At 62.4% G+C, this 20,507-nt stretch carries 22 protein-coding genes, 1 pseudogene and 1 riboswitch; of the genes and pseudogenes, 16 read left to right on the top strand and 7 right to left on the bottom strand.

The features are described 5' to 3' along the window. The first annotated feature begins 95 nt into the window (after window positions 1-95). The 6 genes from NA637_RS00915 (at window position 96) to NA637_RS00890 (ending at window position 5,711) form a co-directional block, all read left to right on the top strand. Complete coding sequence (locus NA637_RS00915) at window positions 96-869, top strand: outer membrane protein OmpK (RefSeq protein ID WP_256070522.1); 774 nt, start codon at window positions 96-98, stop codon at window positions 867-869. A 68-nt stretch (window positions 870-937) separates the two neighbouring features. Continuing rightward, the gene (deoC, locus tag NA637_RS00910; RefSeq protein ID WP_256070521.1) at window positions 938-1,714 is read left to right on the top strand and encodes a deoxyribose-phosphate aldolase; all 777 of its coding nucleotides are present in this window, start codon (window positions 938-940) and stop codon (window positions 1,712-1,714) included. A gap of 1 nt (window position 1,715) precedes the next feature. Next, window positions 1,716-3,035 (top strand): thymidine phosphorylase, encoded by a 1,320-nt coding sequence (deoA, locus tag NA637_RS00905; RefSeq protein WP_256070520.1) that lies wholly within the window; start codon window positions 1,716-1,718, stop codon window positions 3,033-3,035. Continuing rightward, window positions 3,032-4,276, top strand: a complete 1,245-nt coding sequence (locus NA637_RS00900; RefSeq protein WP_256070519.1) for a phosphopentomutase — start codon at window positions 3,032-3,034, stop codon at window positions 4,274-4,276. Before deoA ends, NA637_RS00900 begins: the two co-directional genes overlap by 4 nt. 2 nt (window positions 4,277-4,278) lie before the next feature. Next, complete coding sequence (gene deoD, locus NA637_RS00895) at window positions 4,279-5,058, top strand: purine-nucleoside phosphorylase (RefSeq protein ID WP_256070518.1); 780 nt, start codon at window positions 4,279-4,281, stop codon at window positions 5,056-5,058. A gap of 32 nt (window positions 5,059-5,090) precedes the next feature. Beyond that, a complete protein-coding gene (locus NA637_RS00890; protein WP_256070517.1) occupies window positions 5,091-5,711 on the top strand; it encodes a TetR/AcrR family transcriptional regulator in 621 nt (206 codons plus the stop codon). A 300-nt stretch (window positions 5,712-6,011) separates the two neighbouring features. Here the strand turns inward: NA637_RS00890 and metF are convergent, their stop codons facing one another. The 3 genes from metF to NA637_RS00875 all read right to left on the bottom strand — a co-directional run bounded on the left by metF (window position 6,012) and on the right by NA637_RS00875 (window position 9,936). After that, on the bottom strand, window positions 6,012-6,866 hold the full coding sequence (gene metF, locus NA637_RS00885) for a methylenetetrahydrofolate reductase [NAD(P)H] (protein WP_256070516.1): 855 nt from the start codon (window positions 6,864-6,866) through the stop codon (window positions 6,012-6,014). A gap of 138 nt (window positions 6,867-7,004) precedes the next feature. After that, on the bottom strand, window positions 7,005-8,414 hold the full coding sequence (gene ahcY / locus NA637_RS00880) for an adenosylhomocysteinase (protein WP_256070515.1): 1,410 nt from the start codon (window positions 8,412-8,414) through the stop codon (window positions 7,005-7,007). A gap of 23 nt (window positions 8,415-8,437) precedes the next feature. Then, window positions 8,438-8,589, bottom strand: a riboswitch (S-adenosyl-L-homocysteine riboswitch). A gap of 93 nt (window positions 8,590-8,682) precedes the next feature. Continuing rightward, window positions 8,683-9,936: a cation:proton antiporter gene (locus tag NA637_RS00875; RefSeq protein WP_256070514.1), complete on the bottom strand. Its 1,254-nt coding sequence runs from the start codon at window positions 9,934-9,936 to the stop codon at window positions 8,683-8,685. A gap of 156 nt (window positions 9,937-10,092) precedes the next feature. Between NA637_RS00875 and NA637_RS00870 the strand changes: the two genes are divergently transcribed. After that, entirely contained in the window at window positions 10,093-10,527 is a 435-nt protein-coding gene (locus tag NA637_RS00870) for a hypothetical protein (RefSeq protein WP_256070513.1), read from the top strand. Window positions 10,528-10,599: 72 nt separating this feature from the next. After that, complete coding sequence (locus NA637_RS00865; protein WP_256070512.1) at window positions 10,600-11,046, top strand: c-type cytochrome; 447 nt, start codon at window positions 10,600-10,602, stop codon at window positions 11,044-11,046. A gap of 16 nt (window positions 11,047-11,062) precedes the next feature. On the opposite strand, the gene NA637_RS00860 is transcribed toward NA637_RS00865, so the two are convergent. Then, entirely contained in the window at window positions 11,063-11,443 is a 381-nt protein-coding gene (locus NA637_RS00860) for a DUF1090 family protein (protein WP_256070511.1), read from the bottom strand. 57 nt (window positions 11,444-11,500) lie between these two features. Then, a complete protein-coding gene (gene ligB / locus NA637_RS00855; RefSeq protein ID WP_256070574.1) occupies window positions 11,501-13,177 on the bottom strand; it encodes an NAD-dependent DNA ligase LigB in 1,677 nt (558 codons plus the stop codon). A 229-nt stretch (window positions 13,178-13,406) separates the two neighbouring features. Between ligB and NA637_RS00850 the strand changes: the two genes are divergently transcribed. The 8 genes and pseudogenes from NA637_RS00850 (at window position 13,407) to NA637_RS00810 (ending at window position 19,798) form a co-directional block, all read left to right on the top strand. Continuing rightward, complete coding sequence (locus NA637_RS00850) at window positions 13,407-13,853, top strand: SDR family NAD(P)-dependent oxidoreductase (RefSeq protein WP_256070509.1); 447 nt, start codon at window positions 13,407-13,409, stop codon at window positions 13,851-13,853. Between the two features lie 65 nt (window positions 13,854-13,918). Then, entirely contained in the window at window positions 13,919-14,644 is a 726-nt protein-coding gene (locus tag NA637_RS00845; RefSeq protein ID WP_256070508.1) for an SDR family oxidoreductase, read from the top strand. 445 nt (window positions 14,645-15,089) lie between these two features. Then, window positions 15,090-15,212 (top strand): annotated as a pseudogene (locus NA637_RS00835) (alpha/beta hydrolase); the annotation flags it as partial. A gap of 166 nt (window positions 15,213-15,378) precedes the next feature. Next, window positions 15,379-16,215, top strand: coding sequence for a phosphonate ABC transporter ATP-binding protein (gene phnC / locus NA637_RS00830; RefSeq protein ID WP_256070507.1), 837 nt, complete (start codon window positions 15,379-15,381; stop codon window positions 16,213-16,215). Then, entirely contained in the window at window positions 16,212-17,078 is an 867-nt protein-coding gene (gene phnD, locus NA637_RS00825) for a phosphate/phosphite/phosphonate ABC transporter substrate-binding protein (RefSeq protein ID WP_256070505.1), read from the top strand. The genes phnC and phnD overlap by 4 nt, the downstream gene beginning before the upstream one ends. A gap of 10 nt (window positions 17,079-17,088) precedes the next feature. Continuing rightward, the gene (gene phnE, locus NA637_RS00820) at window positions 17,089-17,904 is read left to right on the top strand and encodes a phosphonate ABC transporter, permease protein PhnE (protein WP_256070503.1); all 816 of its coding nucleotides are present in this window, start codon (window positions 17,089-17,091) and stop codon (window positions 17,902-17,904) included. Window positions 17,905-17,912: 8 nt separating this feature from the next. Continuing rightward, window positions 17,913-18,923 carry a phosphonate dehydrogenase gene (locus NA637_RS00815; protein ID WP_256070502.1) on the top strand — a complete coding sequence of 337 codons (1,011 nt, stop codon included), beginning with the start codon at window positions 17,913-17,915 and terminating at the stop codon, window positions 18,921-18,923. Then, complete coding sequence (locus tag NA637_RS00810) at window positions 18,917-19,798, top strand: LysR family transcriptional regulator (protein WP_256070501.1); 882 nt, start codon at window positions 18,917-18,919, stop codon at window positions 19,796-19,798. Before NA637_RS00815 ends, NA637_RS00810 begins: the two co-directional genes overlap by 7 nt. Before the next feature lie 172 nt (window positions 19,799-19,970). On the opposite strand, the gene NA637_RS00805 is transcribed toward NA637_RS00810, so the two are convergent. After that, a complete protein-coding gene (locus tag NA637_RS00805; RefSeq protein ID WP_256070500.1) occupies window positions 19,971-20,174 on the bottom strand; it encodes a hypothetical protein in 204 nt (67 codons plus the stop codon). 19 nt (window positions 20,175-20,193) lie between these two features. After that, entirely contained in the window at window positions 20,194-20,436 is a 243-nt protein-coding gene (locus NA637_RS00800) for a hypothetical protein (protein ID WP_256070499.1), read from the bottom strand. Window positions 20,437-20,507 lie beyond the last annotated feature (71 nt).

Below are 20,507 nucleotides of genomic sequence, written 5' to 3'. Positions count from 1 at the left end.
TTCGGACGCCGCGCAACCGTGATAAAAGACAGGGAGCTCGAATGATTAACGATGTTAGCCAGAAGAAAGCGGGTGTTATCCATGCTGGGTGGGCTTTGCTGGCAACCGGTGCGCTGGTGATTGCCGCGCCCGACGCAGGGGCCGATGCCTTTACCCCGCAGTGGTCGTTTTCCAACGTCTCGCTCAACTATCTGGATTGGTCTCGCGGGACAGAAAAGCGGACTGCCAGCAATGCTGGCAAGGGTGATTTCTTTTTCCTGGAGCTTGAAGGCGGCGCCGGCTTCGAATGGGGCGAATTCTACGGTTTTGCCGACCTTGAGAATCCCGGCAACGATAGGCGCGAAGACGATGGACGCGACAACCGTCGCAGCGCTGCCAAGATCACCTCGCACTTGTATTTGGGCAAGTCGCCGTTCTCCGTCTATTTGCATGTCTATGATTTTCGCGACTACGGTTTCGATGGCCGCGAGCAGGACCAGATCGTCGGCCTCGGCTACCGGCATACCTTTGAAAACGGCCTGTGGCTCAAGCCCTTCGTCGGTGCGGCACACGTTAATAGCGCCAGTTACAGTGGAATGAACGGATACATGCTCGGCTGGGTATGGGGTTACGATTTCAAGGCATTCGAACAGGATTTCAGCCTGACCAACTGGCATGAGTTGACATTCAAGCGCGACGAAGACTATCTGAGCGAGAATTACGTGGCCGGCAGCGCGGGGGCGATGGGCAATAACGGCGCATTGTCACTGTGGTGGCGACCCATCGAACAGATCACCGCCGGCGTCCAATACCGCTATTCGATGAACAAATTGGGAACGCCCGACGATTACCAGAACGCGACCATTTATACCCTGAAATATAACTTCTGATGATCGCTTCACCGGTGGCGGACATACAAAGCTCGCCAGCGTTTTTTAAGCTGCCAGAGACGCTATTTATGACTGATTCGGACCGTCAATTGGCGCGGCAGGCTATCGGCCTGCTGGACCTGACTTCCCTTAACGAGAGCGATACTGACCCGCTGATCCGTGCGCTCTGCCAGCGTGCGCTGACACCAGCCGGTCACGTCGCCGCGGTGTGCGTTTATCCGCGTTTCGTGACGTTGGCGCGACGGACGCTCGATGAGCTGGGCGGGACCGGGGTAAGGGTGGCAACGGTCACCAACTTCCCTGCGGGAGCCGACGACATCACGGCAGCGGCCTCCGAGAGCCGCGATGCTGTGGATGCCGGCGCCGATGAGGTCGATGTGGTGTATCCCTACCGCGCGTTACTCGCTGGCGATGACACGGCGGGACGGGAATTGGTTCGCGCCTGCAAAGAGGCTTGCGGTAACCAGGTGCGGCTCAAGGTGATTCTTGAGACAGGAGAGCTGGCGGACCCGGCCATCATCGCCAAGGCCAGTCGGGACGCCATCGCAGCCGGCGCGGATTTCATCAAGACCAGTACCGGAAAGGTGGCTGTCAATGCGACGCCCGAAGCGGCGAACGTCATGTTGGCGGAGATTGCGGCTAACGGGGGGCGGGTCGGCTTCAAGCCCGCAGGCGGCATTCGCACCCTCGCCGATGCGCGCGTGTACATCGAATTGGCTGGAGCGCATCTGGGCGCTGACTGGGTTACGCCACAGCATCTGCGGCTCGGCGCATCCAGCCTGCTGGACGAGCTGTTGCGGCAGTTGGCGTTGAGCGACGCCGCTTCCGGCCAGGGGGGCTACTGATATGTGGCTTGCGCAAGAAGTAATCCGCCGTAAACGCGACGGCACGGTCCTGAGCGACGACGACATCGCTCGGTTCGTTGCCGGCATCGCCGATTCCAGCATCAGTGAGGGGCAGGTGGCGGCGTTTGCCATGGCGGTCTTTCTCAAGGGTATGACAGTGCCGGAGCGGGTAGCGCTGGCCATGGCCATGCGTGACTCGGGAGATGTGCTTCGCTGGGATCTCCCCGGTCCGGTGGTGGATAAACACTCCACCGGCGGGGTCGGTGACCTGGTCAGCTTGGTACTGGCACCGCTGCTTGCCGCCTGTGGTTGCTTCGTGCCGATGATCTCCGGGCGTGGGCTGGGCCATACGGGTGGGACGCTGGACAAGCTTGACAGCATTCCCGGCTATGACAGCCAGCCTGATATCAAGCGCCTGCGCGAAGTTGTCGCCGACGTGGGATGCGCCATCATCGGCCAGACGGGCGTGCTCGCCCCGGCGGACAAACGCCTGTATTCCATTCGTGATGTCACCGGCACTGTCGAGTCGATTGATCTGATCGTTGCATCGATTCTCAGCAAGAAACTCGCGGCGGGTCTCGATGCGCTGGTCATCGATGTGAAGGTCGGCAATGGTGCCTTCATGGCGCTGCCAGAGGTGGCCCGTGAGCTGGCCAACAGCATCGTCGCCGTGGCTGATGGCGGGGGTGTGAAAACCCGAGCGCTGATCAGCGACATGAACCAGCCTCTGGCGCGCAGCGCCGGCAATGCGCTGGAGGTCGAGGAAGCGATCGCGCTATTGCGGGGCGAGGTCCGCAGCATGCGGCTTTGGGAGGTTAGCTTGGCGCTTGCTGAGGAACTGTTGTTGCTGGCGAACCTGGCCAAGGATCGCCCGCAGGCTCGCCAACTTCTGCTGTCTGCCTGGCATAGCGGCGAGGCACTACAGCGCTTCGCGCGCATGGTCACGGCCTTGGGCGGGCCGGCAGATCTGCTGGAGCAGCCCGGCAACTACCTGGCAAAAGCGCCCGTCGTGGTGCCGGTCTTCGCGCCGGGCGAGGGTTTCGTGCAGGCCGTAGATACCCGGGCCATCGGCATCGCTGTGGTCGCGCTTGGTGGTGGCAGGCGCCGGGCTCAGGACGGCATCGATCCAGCGGTGGGCCTCAGTGATCTCGCTTTTCCGGGAGAGTGGGTCGACAGCAGTCGGCCCCTGGCTCGGATCCATGCGCGTGACCAGGCGAGTGCCGAGGAGGCCATGGCGGCGGTCCTCAGCGCCTTCCAAACGGGAAGCCGGGGCTGCCCGCCAGAGCGCGTCATTGTTGAGATATGCCAGGAGCAGTCATGAAAAGACGCGCACTACTGCTGGTGCTGGATTCCTTTGGGATCGGTGCGAGTGCCGATGCGGATCGTTTCGGCGACGTGGGCGCCAATACGCTGCTGCACATCGCCCAGGCTTGCGCGCGCGGAGATGCCGACAGCAGCCTGCGAAGCGGCGAACTGCAGCTGCCGAATCTGGCACGTCTGGGGCTGGGGCATGCGGCAGCGGCCAGTGGCGGTGTTTTCCCCCCGGGTTTCGCGGAAGATGTGCCGGTGCAAGGCGCCTACGGTTACGCCCGCGAACTCTCGACAGGCAAGGACACACCGTCCGGCCACTGGGAAATGGCTGGCGTGCCGGTACTGTTTGATTGGGGCTATTTCGCCGAGTCCCGGAACAGCTTCCCCCAGTCGCTCCTGGACGAGTTGATCCGCTTGGGAGACCTGCCGGGGATTCTCGGCAACTGCCACGCCTCGGGAACCACCATCATCGAGCAGTTGGGGGAAGAGCACATTCGCAGCGGCAAACCGATCTGCTACACCTCTGCCGACAGCGTGCTGCAAATCGCCGCCCATGAACAACACTTCGGCTTGGAGCGCCTGCTGGCGCTATGCGAAATCGCCCGTGGGTTGTGCGACCCCTACAACATCGGGCGCGTCATCGCGCGGCCGTTCGATGGCGACAAGGCGGCCAACTTTGCCCGTACCGCGAACCGGCGCGACTATGCGGTGCCGCCACCGGCGCCTACCGTTCTCGACAGCCTATGCGAGAGCGGCGGCCAGGTCCTCGCTGTAGGCAAGATCGGCGACATCTTTGCCCATCGCGGCATTTCGCGGCTGTACAAGGGCGATGGCAATCAGGCGCTGTTCGAGGCCACCCAACGGGCACTGCGCGAGGCGCCGGACAGGACCCTGATTTTCAGCAATTTCGTCGACTTCGACATGCTTTATGGTCACCGGCGCGACATCGCCGGTTACGCCGCGGCGTTGGAACACTTCGATTTGCGCCTTCCGCAACTGCTGGCGCAGATGGGTCCCGAGGATTTGCTGATCATCGCCGCCGACCACGGTTGCGATCCCAGCTGGCCCGGCAGCGAGCACACCCGTGAACATATCCCGGTGCTGGCGTGGGGGCATGGCATCGACCCCGGCAGCCTGGGTGAACGCGAAACCTTTGCCGACATCGCACAGACGTTGGCCGATTATTTCGGACTGCCGCCGTGCGCCTTCGGCCAATCCTTTCTCCACCCTGAGTCAACCGGAACTGTCTGACCATGCCGACCCCGCATATACAAGCCCAGCCGGGCGATTTTGCCGAAACCGTGCTGATGCCCGGCGACCCGTTGCGCGCCAAGATGCTGGCCGAGAACTACCTGAGCGAGGTCGTGCAGGTGAACAGCGTGCGCAACATGCTGGGCTTCACCGGCACCTATCAAGGCCAGCGCATATCGGTGATGGGATCCGGCATGGGCATTCCCTCGCTGTCTATCTACGCCCATGAGCTGTTCAGCCAGTTCGGTGTCGAGCGCATCGTGCGTGTCGGCAGTTGCGGGGCCGTACAGCCCCACGTCAAGGTGCGCGACCTCGTTCTCGGGATGGGTGCGAGCACCGACTCGGTAGTCAACCGCAAGCGCCTCGGTGGCTGCGATTTCGCCGCTATCGCCGATTACCGGTTGCTCGAGCGCGTGAAACGCCATGCCGATACCGTTGCGCAGCAGGTGCATGTCGGCAACATTTTTTCTGCCGACCTCTTCTATGAGCCGGATCCCGAGATGTTCCAGCGCATGCGGAAGATGGGAATCCTGGCGGTGGAGATGGAAGCGGCGGGTCTGTACGGTGTCGCTGCCGAGCTGGGCAAGCAGGCGCTGACCGTGTTGACCGTCAGCGACCATGTCCTCACCGGAGAGAAGCTCACTGCCCATGAGCGCCAGGAAGGCTTTCACGACATGTTGCGCCTGACGCTTGATGCCCTCTGCGACAGCGCAGGGTCCCAGCCGAATGGCTCGGGCGCTGGGTACGGGCCAGGTCGTACGGAAAAATGCCCTTTCGAGTAGTCTTGTTTCTCCGAACGAACGCCAGGCATGGAATGACGAACCAAAAGATCGAGACTCGCCGCAAGAACGTGGAAAAGATTCTTCTCGCGGCTGAAGTGGTGTTTGCCGAGAAGGGCTATGCGGGCACTTCGATGGCCGATATCGCAAGGCATGCCGGGCTGCCACGCTCCAATGTGCACTACTACTTCAGCACCAAGGAAGAACTGTACCGTGAGGCGCTGGTGAACCTGCTGGGGCTGTGGGAAAAAGAGGGCGCCTGCTTTCACTATTTCGACGATCCCAGAGTGGTTCTGACCAGCTACATCCGCGAGAAAATGACCCACTCGCGCAACAGGCCGCACGGTTCCAGACTCTGGGCCAACGAGATCATGCACGGTGCACCGCTGTTCAGGGACATGCTCGATGAAAACCTCGCCGCCGGTGCCAAGACCAAGGAAGCGAAGATTCGGCAATGGGTGGAGGAAAAGCGGATTCTGCCGCTTGAGCCGTCCGCCTTGCTCTACATGATCTGGGCGTCGACGCAGCATTACGCCGATTTCGAGCCCCAGGTCACCGCGCTCAACGACAATCAGCCGCTCTCGGACGAACAGTTCGAGCAGGCAGTGCAGACGATCACGGCGGTGCTGTTGCGTGGGATCGGGTTGCCGCCCTGAGTTCAGTCAGGGCCGTCCGCCCTTCGACGCGACTGTTCCCGGTTGCCGGCAAAAGGGATCAGTAGCTGCAGCCTGCACGGTTCAGGCGCAATACCCCTGCCTGGTTCCTCGTGGAGCGTTGCCCCTGATGCTTGGACTCCGGTTTGTGCGGTAACAGGCCGGCGCAAGCCGGGCAGCCGGCAGCGCCCGCCCCGACAACAACCGATTCGATCGACCCCTGTTGCGCGCCAGTGACGCGGGGCAAGTTCCGGCGCGGCAGAGCAGCCCGGCCGCGTTGCGCTGCCGGGCTGCACGATGCCATCAGGCGGTCAGCCCGAGGTTGTTGTAGATAACCAGGCTGGGCTCGGCCTGATTGAGCGTGTAGAAATGCAAGCCGGGGGCGCCACCGGCGAGCAGTTCCTCACACAACTCGGTGATCACTTGCGTACCGAAAGCCTGGATGCTCTCGATGTCGTCGCCGTAGGCTTCCAGCTGCTTGCGCACCCAGCGCGGGATCTCGGCACCGCAAGCGTCTGAGAAGCGGGCCAGCTTGCTGTAGTTGGTGATCGGCATGATGCCCGGGACGATCGGCGTATCCACGCCCAGCTTGCGCACGCGCTCGACGAAGTAGAAGTAGCAGTCGGCGTTGAAGAAATACTGGGTGATGGCACTGTCCGCGCCGGTCTTGGCCTTACGCACGAAGTTGGCCAGGTCCGCCTCGAAGTTGCGTGCCTGCGGATGCATCTCCGGATAAGCCGCAATTTCGATATGGAAATGATCGCCCGTTTCGACGCGAATGAACTCGACCAATTCGTTGGCGTAGCGCAGCTCGCCGCTGGCCATGCCCATGCCGGAGGGTAAATCGCCGCGCAGCGCAACGATGCGTTTGATACCGGCGTTCCTGTACAGGTTCAGCAGTTCGCGCAGCTCCTGCTTGCTGTCGCCGACACAGGAGAGGTGCGGTGCGGTGGATACCTTCACCTCGCCGTCGAGCTGCAGCACGGTGCTCAGGGTGCGGTCACGCGTCGAACCGCCGGCACCGTAGGTGCAAGAGAAGAAGTCCGGCTGGTATTCGGCCAGTTGGCGCGCCGTGGCCAGCAGTTTTTCGTGCCCGGCATCGGTCTTGGTGGGAAAGAACTCGAAGCTGATGGAGGGGCGGGATTGGGGTGTGCTCATGACGAATCCAGGGTTGCCGGGCAGGTGCTGCCCGCGACGTCCTTTTATCGATGAAGGCTAGAGGCTGGAGGCTGGACGAGAGAGCAGCACGGTGCGGCCATTTCGTCCGGCTTTCCAGCCTTCAGCCTTCAGCGGCTCTTAGTACCGATAGCTGTCCGGCTTGAACGGACCGTCGACTTCCACACCGATGTACTCGGCCTGGGTCGGGGTCAGGCGGGTGATGACCCCACCGAAGCCCTTGACCATTTCAGCGGCGACTTCCTCGTCGAGCTTCTTCGGCAGCACCATCACGGTGACGTTCCGGGTCTTTTCGATAACCGGCAGATCGGCGAACTTCTCGTTGAACAAGTGGATCTGCGCCAGCACCTGGTTGGCGAACGAGCCGTCCATGATCCGGCTCGGGTGACCGGTGGCGTTGCCCAGGTTCACCAGACGGCCTTCGGCCAGCAGGATCAGATAGTCATCGTTCTGCGCATCGAAGCTGCCGGCGCCGCTGCGGTGAATCTTGTGCACCTGCGGCTTGACCTCTTCCCACGCCCAGTGCTTGCGCATGAAGGCGGTGTCGATTTCGTTGTCGAAGTGGCCGATGTTGCAGACCAGTGCGCGCTTTTTCAGCGCCTTGAGCATGCCGGCGTCACAGACGTTGGCATTGCCGGTGGTGGTGACGAGCAGGTCGATCTTGCCCAGCAGCGCGGCGTCGATGCTGGCGTCGGTGCCGTCGTTGAGGCCGTCCTTGTACGGCGAGACCAGCTCGAAGCCGTCCATGCAGGCCTGCATGGCGCAGATCGGGTCGACTTCCGAGATTTTGACGATCATGCCTTCCTGACGCAGCGACTGGGCCGAGCCCTTGCCGACGTCGCCATAGCCGATCACCAGCGCCTGCTTGCCCGACAGCAGGTGGTCGGTGGCGCGCTTGATGGCGTCGTTGAGGCTGTGACGGCACCCGTACTTGTTGTCGTTCTTGCTCTTGGTGACCGAGTCGTTGACGTTGATCGCCGGGATCTTCAGGGTGCCTTTGCGCAGCATGTCCTGCAGGCGGTGCACGCCGGTGGTGGTCTCCTCGGTCACACCGTGGACGCGCTCGAGCACCTGCGGGTACTTGTCGTGCAGGATCTGGGTCAGGTCACCGCCGTCGTCGAGCACCATGTTGGCGTCCCACGGCTGGCCGTCCTTGAGGATGGTCTGCTCGATGCACCACGCGTACTCTTCCTCGGTTTCGCCTTTCCAGGCGAATACCGGGATGCCGGCGGCGGCGATGGCGGCCGCGGCCTGATCCTGGGTGGAGAAGATGTTGCAGCTGGACCAGCGTACTTCGGCGCCGAGGGCGATCAGCGTTTCGATCAGCACGGCAGTCTGGATGGTCATGTGGATGCAGCCGAGGATCCTTGCGCCCTTGAGTGGTTGCTCGGCGGCGTATTTCTTGCGCAGGCCCATCAGGGCGGGCATTTCCGATTCGGCGATGATGATTTCGCGGCGGCCCCAGGCAGCCAGGGAAATGTCGGCGACCTTGAAATCGTTGGAGCCGGCAGGCGTCATGACAGCACTCATTGAAGAGTTCTCCATTCGTGTTGTGCGAATGGGCGCCGTTGATGCGTATGGTTAACGCCCTATCCGAGCCTGACAGGTGAAACCTGAGTTGGATCTGCTGCGGCGCGACAGATGGGCCGCGTGGCTTGGCAGATCCAAAACAGGCTTTCGCCCTGCTGCAGCGCCCCTCGGACAGGTGGCGGGCACGGCCGAGCAGTGTCGGCGGTGTGAAGCCCGGCGATTATAGCCGTGACCGCGAGCAATCCCAAGCCCGGCGCAGTGCTCTCGGTCAGTGACCGCCGCCGCCGTCGCGCGGGCAGATCCGGCGGACCAGCCGGCCGATGCTCAATCCCTGGACCAAAATCGAGAACAGCACGATCAAATAGGTGATGTTCAGCAGCAGGTTGCGTTCGGCGCTTGTCGGCAACGCCAGCGCCAGCGCGACGGAAATTCCCCCTCGCAGCCCGCCCCAGGTCAGGATGCGTACCGTGCCATCGGGCAGGGCGCGCCCCATCTTGCGCAGCAGCAGCGCGGGCGGCCCGACGGCCACCAGGCGCGTGCCCAGAATCAGCAGCGTGATGCACAGTGCGATCAGCAGGTATTGCGCGCTGAAGGGCAGCAGCACCAGTTCCATGCCGATCAGCATGAACAGCACCGCGTTGAGGATTTCATCGAGCAGCTCCCAGAAATTGTCGAGGTTCTCCCGGGTATGGTCCGACATCGCGTGGCGCCGCCCCTGGTTACCGATGATCAGGCCGGCCACCACCATGGCGATCGGGCCGGAAAGGTGCAGATGGGTTGCCAGGGTGTAACCCCCCAGGACCAGCGCCAGTGTCAGCAGGACTTCCACCTGGTATTGGTCGATGCTCTTGAGCAGGGTAAACGTCAATGCGCCGAGCAGCGCACCGAGTAGCATGCCGCCGCCGGCTTCCTCGACGAATAGCCATATGGCTTCGCCAGCGCCCGGAGCCGCCCCCCGCGCCAGCACACCCAGGAGCACCGTGAACACCACTACCGCGACCCCGTCATTGAACAGCGACTCGCCGACGATGGTGGTTTCCAGCGCTTTTGGCGCACCCGCCGAACGCATGATGCCGAGCACGGCGATCGGGTCGGTTGGGGAGATCAGTGCGCCGAACAGCAGGCAATAGATCAGCGGCGGCTGCAACCCGAACAGATCGAGGATCCACCAGCTACCGAAGCCGATCACGGCAGTGGCGAACAGGACGCCTACGGTGGCCAGCAGGCCGATCGCCCAACGGTGGGCGCGCAAATCGGCCAGGTTGATGTGCAGGGCGCCGGCAAACAGCAGAAACGACAACATCCCATCCATCAGCAGATGGTTGAAGTCGATCCGGCCGACCAGGGTTTCGATCTGCGCTTCCAGCAACGGCAGGCCCAGCAGGGTCAACCCATGCAGCAGCAGCGAAAACACCAGTGCCGTGGCCATTACGCCGATGGTGGGCGGCAAGCCGATGAAACGGTAGTTGAGGTAGGCGAGCAGTGCGGTGAGGCTGATGAAAACGGCCGAAAGTTCGAGCATGGGGTCCTCAGGTCAGCATCGATAGCGTATGCATAGTGGACTGGGTTTCGACGCAAATGGTGCCAGGCGAATCGCGAACTCAGCCAAGGACTGACGGGTCGGAGGATAAGGTTCGGTGAACCTCGCCGGGCGAGTGACCCTTCAGGAGCTGCCAACATGAACCTCTTGTTTCGTTCTGTTCTGCTAGCCGTTGCGGCCGGGTTGAGCCTGCCGGCTGCCGCCAATTCCTGCTACGTCAGCGCCGAAACCTCCGGCGCAGTGCCCTCGCCGGTAGTGACCGAGCAGTGTTTTCGCTACGAGGGCATGCAGGACAACAACATCGACTGGGTCTGTCAAAACAACGAGGCGGTGGAGAATTCTCGCCGGGAAATCCTCGACCGGTGCCCGTCCGGCCATTTCGGCGTCTGTACCGCCGCACTGACCCCGGAAACGCTGGCCAACGAGCGCGCAACCGGCAGCCAGGCGACCGACTCGCGTGGGCCGTCAACCGTGCCGGAGCAGGCGCGCATCGTCACCTACCACTACGAGGCTAGCGACCGCGCCCAGGCCAAGATCGACTGCGAGCGCGCAGGTGGTGAATGGTCGCAGTAGCCGCGAGGCGGTTGGTGAATCGGTCGCGTGGGTAGATAATCGCCGGCCATCGTTGTCCCGAGTGGTTGTGCCATGAAACTGATGCCGTTGTGCTTGTCGCTGATCGCCGCCCTTGTACTGGCCGGCTGCGACCGCATCGATCCCGATTCTCCGCTGGGCAAACGCAAGGCTATCTATCAGCAGATGCTCGATGTCAAGGAGGACCTGGGCGGCATGCTGCGCGGTCGCCTGGCGTTCGATCCGGAAGGCTTCACCAGCGGAGCGGCGAAGCTCGATCAGCTGTCCCGTCAGCCCTGGCAGCATTACCCAGAAGTGAAGGAAGCGCAGAGCGAGGCCCGTGACGAAGTCTGGCAACAGCAGGCGCGCTTCAACCAGATGGCCCGAGCATTAGAAGCCCGAACTGCCGCGCTGGTGGCGGCGACCACTCAGGTGCCGGTGACCTCCGAAAGCGTCGCGCCGGCGTTTCAGCAGGTAGAAGACGCCTGCGAAGCGTGCCACAAGGAATTCCGCGCTTATTGATCGAGGCGGCGCACCATCAGCGTTTGGCCGCTTCCAGCTCCTTGCGGGCCTGATCCAGGCGCCGTTGGCTCTCTTCGATGACCTGCGGATCGCCTGTTCCCAAGGCCTCGCGCAGCTGCGCTTCACGCGTCGCAGCCAGACGCTTTGCGCGTTCGATCTCGGCGCGGTTGGGTTGCAACGGGACCACGCCGCCGCAGCGTTCGGTCAGGTGCTGCAGTTGAGCCTCAAGTATCACGCGCCGACTGCTATCGCCCTTCAGGCGAGCGTCCTTGATTTGCTGGCTGATGCGCTCGCGTGGTTCGCTGCAGGTCGCGTCCGTCTCTGCCATGGCCATCGTTGGCACACTGCAACAGAGGTAGATCAGCAGATACGCGAGGAGATTGTGCCGGCCGGTCATGCACAGATCCTTTTTGTTGTTGATGTCATAAGACTGGAGTCGGGCTGTGAAGTGCCCTCAGAATCCGGCGATCCCGGCCTCGCGCAGTTGCTGACGCAGCCGGAGGATTTCCGGCGCCGTGAAGAAGGTCCGAAGCTGCTTGGCGCGTGTCGCCCCGATGCCGGGCTCGGCCTGCCATCGCGCCAGCGAGAGTGCCTCCAGGTCGTCCCAGCTGTCGGCCGGTATTGCGTCGGCACCGGGTGGTGCGCCGAGCGCCCGTAGCCAACTGGCGAGAGGGCGGCCGCGCGCCAGCTGGAAACTGGCGACCAGACTGCCGGCGCTGGCTTCGCCGATACCTGGCACTTGTTGCAAACGGCCCTGATCGAGGTACAGCCAGTCAAGCAGGTCATCGACCAACCTGGCATCCACCAATGCCTGCCAAGTCCCCGCGCCCAGGTGCGGCAGGTCGAGTCCGTTGTTACCGCTGAGCCAGACGAGGCGGGCGACGAATTGCTGATCGCAGCCGGGGCTGGCGTGCCAGCAACTCATCAAGTGGTAGGCGTCCGGCGTGGGCGCTTCGACTCGCCGCCGCCGCTGCTGCATGCGCCAGACGACACGCTCGAAGCGCGGAATGGTCAGGCCGGCCAGGACGATCGCGACCTGATCGTCGGGTTGTACGTCAGCCTGCTGCCAACGCCTCACGGAACCGAGGCTGACGCGGCTGACGAGGCGGTCATCGAGCTGTACCGGCTCCAGCTGCAGTACCGGTGTGATTTTACCGCTGCGACCAATGCTGAACGTCACCTCGCGCACCCGGGTGACGGCTGTGCGCAGCGGATATTTCCAGGCAATTGCCCAGTGCGGCGGCTGGGCCTGCCAGCGGGAGGCGTCCGGGCGTTCGCCCTGGCGCAGCACGACCCCATCGCTGGCGAATGGAAGACGATGGCGGAACCAGTGGTCACGCCAATGGCCAGCTTGTTCCGCAGTTTCCAGCGGCACGGTCAGCGCAGCGCTTTCACCGAAGCCCATCGCCACCAGGCCGGCGAGGCGAGACCGCATGCCGGCCGGGCCGTTCGGCCAGTCCCAGACGAACAGGCCGATCTGTGCGGCAGTCGTCTGATCCAGCACCAGCCTCGCCATCGCTGCGCTGACCTTGCCACGCGCGCCGACACTGCCGGCTTGCGCTTGCACGTGGTCCTGCAAACGCCAGTACAGTTCGCCCTGCAGGATCAGTTCTTCTTTGCTCGGCAGCTGCAGCGGTACGGCCGGCAGTTGCCGGGCGCGGTCGGTCCAGTCCTGGCCATGACTGCCGTTGCCGCGGCTCACCACCCGCACCAGGGAGCCCTGTTGGTAATGCAGCGTTACCGCGACGCCATCGACTTTGGGCTGGACCCACACATCCGAGCGGGCCGTGAGCCAGTCCTTGACCGCCTCGCTATCGGCAAGTTTGGCCAGGCCGGTCTGGGCGACGGGATGGGCAACGGCCCCGGCGCTGCCGTCGAGCGGGTCTGCGGCGGTTGCTGCGCTGTCAGTCGCAAAGCAGTCTTGCCATTGCTCCAGACGCCGCCGGGTCTGGTCGTAGATTTCGTCGTCGACCAGTGAGAGACCGCGCCGATGATAGGCGGCGTCCCATTGCGCCACCTGGGCAGCCAAGGCTGCGATCTCCGTTTCAGCGCGGCGGTTCGGCCAGTCAGGGCAATCGGCCATTGCCAGGCAGGAGAGGGTACAGAGTGCTGTCGCGATCAGGCGCTGCATAGAGAGCATCCGTGCTCGTTGAGGTCGCCCATTCTGCTCCGCAGGATCAGCCGGGACCGTGCGCCAGCGCATGTTGCACAATTCCTGATGGAAATCGCTGGCCGGCAGGCCGTGCTCGGTCAGATCGTGGCGCAGCTTGCTGCCGAAGCGGGCCGGTCCGCAAAACCTGGCGTCACGCTGCAGCCAGTCTGGATCCTCTTGGCGGAGCATGGTCAGGCGAGAGCCGATCATGCTCCCTGGCCACCTGATCGTTGAACGGGGATGGCATCTCATCGCAACGGCTAGAGACAGGTCAAGAGTCGCGGACCTGGCCGAAAAGGCCGGTGATCGAGTTCTTGCGCTCGATCTGAACGTTGGCCTTCCTCACCGAATCGAGGCTGTCTTCGCAGCCGCCAAGGAGCGCTTCGGCCGTATTGACGTACGCGCCAACAATGCCGGCTACGGTTACCGAAGTACCGCGGAAGAAGGCATCGAGTCTGAGATCCGCGCCCAGTTTGATGCCAATGTGTTCGGCCTGTTTGCAATGACCCGCGCCGTATTGCCTGTGATGCGGGACCAGCGCAGCGGCCACATCATCAACATCACCTCGGTAGACTTTTGGCTTGGCGCTTTGGCGGAAACAACAGCGTGTTGGCAGTGTCCCTGTACAGTGGTCTTGGTAACGCAAGTCAGCTGAGGAACGAGACTGTCGGAAGCCCTAGGTCCCATTAACTTGGCAACCCTTTTGGTGCTGGAGGAAATATGCAACTGGAAAATCTGCAAGGCAAAGTCGCTGTCATTACAGGCGCATCTAGTGGCATAGGCGAAGCCGCCGCGCGCCTTTTGGTCGATGAGGGGGTGAATGTCGTGATGTCAGCACGCCGCCTCGAAAAGATCTCGGTTTTGGCCGAAGAGTTGGGCCCGTTGGCTTCGGCGGTACAGCTAGACGTAACCGATGCGCTTCAAGTGAATGACCTGTTCGAATCGGTACGAGCCAAGCATGGCGGCCTTGACCTACTGTTCAATAATGCAGGTCTCGGAATCTATGCCAGTTTCGTAGAAAGCAGATCCGAAGACTGGCTGACCCAGATAAACACGAATATCGTGGGATTGCTGCATTGCACACACGCGGCTATTCCGCTTATGAAAAATCGTCCAGGCGCGATGATTTCTTCAGTGTCTAGTGTAGGGGGCCGGCACGGCGTGGCTGGATGGTCGGTCTACTCTGCAACCAAGTTCGCGGTGATCGGCTTTCACGATGCGTTGCGTAAGGAATTAGGGCCCGACGGCATCCGCGTGTCTGTTATTGAGCCAGGCGCCGTCTGGACAGAGTTCGGCCACAATATTGACCTGAGCGAGCGCCGCCAGAGCCTTGATGCTCTCGAATCTGTTGATGTGGCCCAGGCACTGGTGTATGCGTTTGCGCAACCACCCCGGGTGTTGGTACAAGAAATTCTCATACGTCCGGTAAGGCAGATCGCACCCTGACTGGCACAGCTCTCGTTCAAACATTGCCATGATCACTGCATCGAACCCCGCAAAGCGATCGCAGCCGCCACTCTGTTCCTTCGCCGCTTACGCGCTCGGAGTGGCGTAACCTTCGCCGCCGACAAGCCCACCGTGATCCTGGTACACGGTGCTTTTGCCGAATCCTCGAGCTGGAACGGCGTTGTCGCTCGATTGATCGATCAAGGCTTCACCCTGTCGTGGCCGCCGCTAATCCGCTGCGCGGCGTGGTGAAGGATGCCAAGTAGGTATCCGCCCTGCTAGAGCGCACCTCTGGGCCTATCGTGCTGGTCAGTCACTCCGAAGAGCGAAACCCGCGTGCGCCGGCGAAGCCTTGTTCAAAGCACCGGCATGCCTCGACCGTAGGAGCCAGCTTGCTGGCGATCGGCAAACGCTCGGTACCCATGATCGCGAGCAAACTCGCTCTGGCGGTAGCGCCATCACCATCGCGGTAAACGGCAGCGACAAGGTCAAAGCGCTGATCTACGTCGCCGCGTTCGCACCGACAGCCGGAGGAAGCGCTGCTACGCTGGCGGGCCGGTTCCCCGGCGGACTCCAGTCATGGTTCAGTCCGTTGGCAGACGAGCCCGCACTGAACTGCGGTTCGTCCCCCGCCACAAATCCTTCACGCCCGGGTAACGCCCACGTCACTGAATGCACCTAGCGTGATTGCAAAGCGTGATCCGAAAGCCGCTTTCATTACGAAGGACAATCGCATGAGTGAGCACGACCCGCATGAAACGATCCTGCAGGTTAGGAACCTGGGCGTGACCTACCCAAGGGGCGTCGTGGCGCTGAAGTCGACTTCGATCGACTTTCGGCGCGGGCAATTCACCGTTCTGCTCGGCCTCTCCGGGGCGGGAAAATCGACGCTCTTGCGCACCTTGAACCATCTGGTACGCCCGACCTCTGGTCAGGTCGTTTCCAAGCAGTTCGGCACTCTCAGCTCCCCGCGGGCACTTCAGAGCCACCGACGCCAGACGGCGATGGTCTTTCAGCAGCACCACCTCATCGAACGGCACAGCGCGCTGGCGAACGTGCTCACCGGCCGGCTGGCCCACCACGGCGCCTGGCGCACGCTGTTGCCGCTGCCCCGACGCGAGGTGGAACTGGCACTCCATTGCCTGGAGCGTGTCGGCCTGGCTGACAAGGCGTTGAGCCGGATCGATCAGCTCTCCGGCGGACAGCAGCAGCGTGTCGGCATAGCCCGTGCGCTGGCACAGGAGCCATCCGTGATCCTTGCCGATGAGCCGGTGGCGAGTCTCGATCCGGCGACCTCGGAGACGGTCCTGCAGCTGCTTCGAAACATCTGTCGGGAGGATGGCATCACCGCCGTGGTCTCGCTTCACCAACTCGGCTATGCACAGCGCTTCGCAGACCGAATCGTCGGCCTGGCGGACGCACAGGTGGTCTTCGACGGGCCGCCAGGCAGCCTGACCGACGATGACTATTCCCGCATCTATCGCACCCAGCCAGGCACCCGCCACAAGCAGGTCCTTGCCCCGATCGCCCAACAATCCCGCCGAGCAACTAACTTGGAGTTGACCCGATGAACCTGTTCAAACGTGCCCTGTTCACCCTATGCGTGGCGGTAGGTCTCAGCTCGCCCACCATGGCCGCCGATGCTGATGCCGATCCCGATACCCTCAAGGTCGCCTTGCTGCCGGATGAGAACGCGTCGGAACTGATCAAGCGAAACCAACCGCTCAAGGACTATCTGGAGCGGACGCTGGATCGCAAGGTCCAGCTGATCGTCACAACCGATTACTCGTCGATGATCGAGGCGATGCGCTTCGGCCGGATCGATTTGGCCTATTTCGGGCCGCTGTCCTACGTCCTGGCCAAGACCAAGAGCGACATCGAACCCTTTGCGGCGATGGTCACCGACGGCAAGCCCACCTACCGGTCGGTCGTCATTGCCAATGCCGAGTCCGGCATCGATACCTATGGCGATGTGCGTGGCAAGAAGGTCGCTTACGGTGACCGGGCCTCTACATCCAGTCACCTGATACCAAAGACGCTTCTGTTGAAGGCTGGCATGACCGCAGGCAGCGATTACGAGCAGCACTTCGTGGGAACCCATGATGCGGTAGCGGTGAACGTGGCCAATGGCAACGCCGACGCGGGTGGATTGTCGGAAGTCATCTTCAATCACGTGGTGAGCAAAGGCCTGATCGACCCGAAGAAGGTCAAGGTGCTCGGCTTTAGCAAGGAGTACCCACAGTACCCATGGGCGATGCGCTCTAACCTGGCGCCCGATCTGAAAGAGCGCGTGCGGGACGCTTTCGTTGAGCTCAAGGACCCAGAGGTGCTCAAGAACTTCAAGGCCGAAGGGTTCGTCGCCATCTCCGATGCGGACTATGACGTGATCCGCGAGATGGGCAAGCTGCTCGACCTCGACCTCGCGAAGATGTGAGCGGACGATCATGAGTACGCTCTCCGGAACATCGACCTCGCTGCAGCCTGTGCTCGACGCATACCGCCGGGCGTGGAGACGCACCCTCGTTCAACTCCTGTTCATCCTGACAGTCGTTGGGGTGGCCAGCTGGCACGTGGGCCTGCTCGACCTGACGACACTGCTCGAAGGCGTGCCTGCGATAGCTACCTTGCTGGGTGAATCGATGCCGCCGGATTTCGCCAATGCCGGCAACTGGATCAACCCGCTGGTGGATACCCTGGCGATGAGCATTGCCGGCACCGCGAGTGCAGTTGTGTTTTCCGTGCCGCTGGCTTTCCTGGCCGCGCGTAACACATCGCCCCACCCGTTCGTTTTCCACATCACGAGGGTGTTGCTCAATGGGTTGCGCTCGGTCCCCGAGCTGATCATGGGGATCATTTTCGTCGCGGCGGTGGGCTTCGGTGCGCTGCCAGGCGTGCTCGCGCTGGGCCTGCATTCGATCGGGATGGTGGGCAAGTTCTTCGCCGAAGCGATCGAACACGTCGATGAAGCGCCGGTGGAGGCCGCGCGTGCGAGTGGCGCCAGTCCCATGCAGGTGCTCGTCCACGCCGTGCTCCCTCAGGTCCTGCCGCAGTTCGCGGACACGGCGGTGTATCGCTGGGAGTACAACTTCCGGGCCTCGACCGTGATGGGCATGGTGGGTGCCGGCGGCATCGGCTTTGAACTCATGGGCTCGCTGCGAATCATGCAGTACCAGGAAGTGAGCGCGATCCTGCTGGTGATCCTGGTGATGGTAACGATCGTGGACGGCCTCAGCGGTCGCCTGCGCAAGTCTTTCAAGTAGGCATTTTGATGAAACCGACCGTCGTTCTGACCCACCGCGTGTATCCCGAAACGCTGGACCTGTTGCGGCCTCACTGCCATCTGGTTACCAACCAGGGCGATACCACCCTATCCCGCGAAACGGTGCTGGCACGGGCACGCGAGGCCGATGCCGTGATGGCATTCATGCCGGACAAGGTGGACGAGGCGTTCCTCCAGGCTTGCCCGCGGGTCAAGGTGATCGGAGGTGCGCTGAAGGGGTTCGACAACTTCGATGTGCAAGCCTGCACCAGGCATGGTGTCTGGCTAACCATCGTCCCAGATCTGCTGACCGTTCCGACCGCAGAGCTGGCAATCGGTCTGATGATCAGCCTGATCCGGAATGTCCCCGCTGCCTATGACCGCATGCGCCAAAGCGGCTATCAGGGATGGCGTCCGACGTTCTTTGGGCTGGGCATCGAGGGTGCGCGCATCGGTATTCTCGGCATGGGCGCGATCGGCCAGGCGATTGCGCAGCGGTTGGGTGGCTGGGGCGCAAGCCTGCTGTACACCGACCGGGTTGCCGTTGACCCGAGCGTGGAGCAGCGCCTGCGGTTGCAGTGGCGTTCGCTTGACGACCTTCTGGCCGAGTCCGACATCCTGCTGCTGGCCATCGCCCTGACCCCCGAAACACTTCACCTGATAGATGCGACACGCCTTGCTCAGCTCAAGCGTGGCGCCTATCTGGTCAACCCCTGCCGCGGTTCCGTCGTCTGTGAAGCGGACATACTCGCCTCCCTTCAATCAGGCCACCTGGGCGGATACGCAGCGGACGTGTTCGAGATGGAGGATTGGGCACGGACAGACCGTCCCAGACAGATCGACCCTGCCCTGTTGGCCTGCCCCAACACTTTGTTCACACCTCATCTGGGCTCAGCCGTCCATCAGGTGCGCAAGGCCATCGAATGCTGCGCGGCGCAGAACATCCTGCAAGCGTTGGCCGGGCAGCGGCCGTCTGATGCGGTAAACCAGATCCTCGGGCGGGGGCAGACGGTTTGCTGAATCTCGTTTGGGTCAAGACGTTTCTGATATTGGCGCAGGTGCGCAGCTTTCAACAGGCCGCCGACCAATTGGGCATTGCACAGCCGACCGTGACACAGCACATCCAAAAGCTCGAAGAAAAACTGCGTGTGCCGTTGTTCCACCGTGCCCGCCACGGCTGCAAAACCACGCGGGAGGCTCTGGTGTTCTTGCCCTATGCGCGCAGCCTGGTACGTATCAACGACCAAGCGCTTGCGGATCTCAGTGGCGAACACCTGCGTGTCGGCGCCAGCTCGAATATCGGAATCTATGTGCTGCCGCCCTTCATCAGGCAGTACCTGGGCGATCGCGCGCAGTCAGCGTTGGAGTTAACGATCGAGCCCAATCCGACGATTGCCGACAAACTGGACAACGGCGAACTGGATGTCGCGCTCATGGAATGGTGGGACGATCGGCCCGGGTTCGACGCCCGATGCTGGAGGCAGGAGCCCGTTGTGCTTATCGTCCACCCGGAGCATCCATGGGCTTCGCGCACGACGGTTACCCGCCAGGAACTCGAGGCGCTCGAGCTTCTGGGAGGTGAGCCAGGCACCGGAACCGGCCGCTTGCTCCGGGATTATTTCGGCGCCACCGGGACGATGCCGAAGGTGTCGTATCAGCTCGGTAGCACCGAAGCGGTGAAACAGAACGTCAAGGCGGGCCTCGGTATGTCGCTCGTCATGTGGTCGGCCGTCGAAGAAGAGGTCGCCTTCGGCAGTCTGCGAGCCATTCACCTGACCGAACCGGCATTGTGCAAACCGATATACATTGTCGCGCGGGCGGACCAGCCCCTGGATTCGAGCTCCTGGCGCTTCACCGACCACCTTCGAAACAGCGTGCTTGCGACCGGTGCCTAACCGTCGCCCGAGCCGTCAGTTATCCCGCTGACGGTACGTGCGACCGGATCGTCAGCGCCAACGGCATTACCGCTAAGGGCGCGCTCGATGGTTCCCAGCACCCGCGTGGAAGTCAGCCGCTGTCACCCCGGAAGCCGTAACGGTCGGGAAACAAGCGCAGGGGTAGTGATGGCTACCGCTTGAGCGCTTCGACAACCCCAGCGAAGAAATCATCGTCCTTGATCGGTGCCATGCCTTTGGGCTTGGGCAGCGCGCCCCAAACCACAATCACCGCGTTCGCTCGGGGGTTGACGTAGACATGCTGACCAAAGATGCCGCGTGTCTCGAAGGCGCTCTCGTTCGGCGTGCCTTTCGAGTCTGGAACGGGCCACAACATGTAGCCGTAGTCGACCTGCTCACCGTCGACAGTTTTTCGACGAACTCGCCTTCTCGACCCAGCCCTTGGGCAGGATTCGCTCGTCGCCCGCGACTCCATCGTTGAGTAAGAACAGGCCGAAGCGACCACAGTCACGTAGCATCGCAGAAAGACCGCTGCCGCCGACTTCGAGGCCATCTGGCGACTCCAGCCACCAGATCGCACCCGATTCCATGCCGACCTTGCGCCGGATCCGCTCCGACAGATAGTCAGCGTTGGGCATGATCGTTATCAATGGCTTGATTAGCGAGCTAATCAACTGCGTCGTACAATCGCCAGCCAATATTTTGCGGA

Origin of the sequence: Stutzerimonas stutzeri, assembly GCF_024448935.1 — a bacterium.
GTDB lineage: Bacteria > Pseudomonadota > Gammaproteobacteria > Pseudomonadales > Pseudomonadaceae > Stutzerimonas > Stutzerimonas stutzeri_AO.
This window is presented reverse-complemented; position numbering and strand designations above follow the sequence as displayed.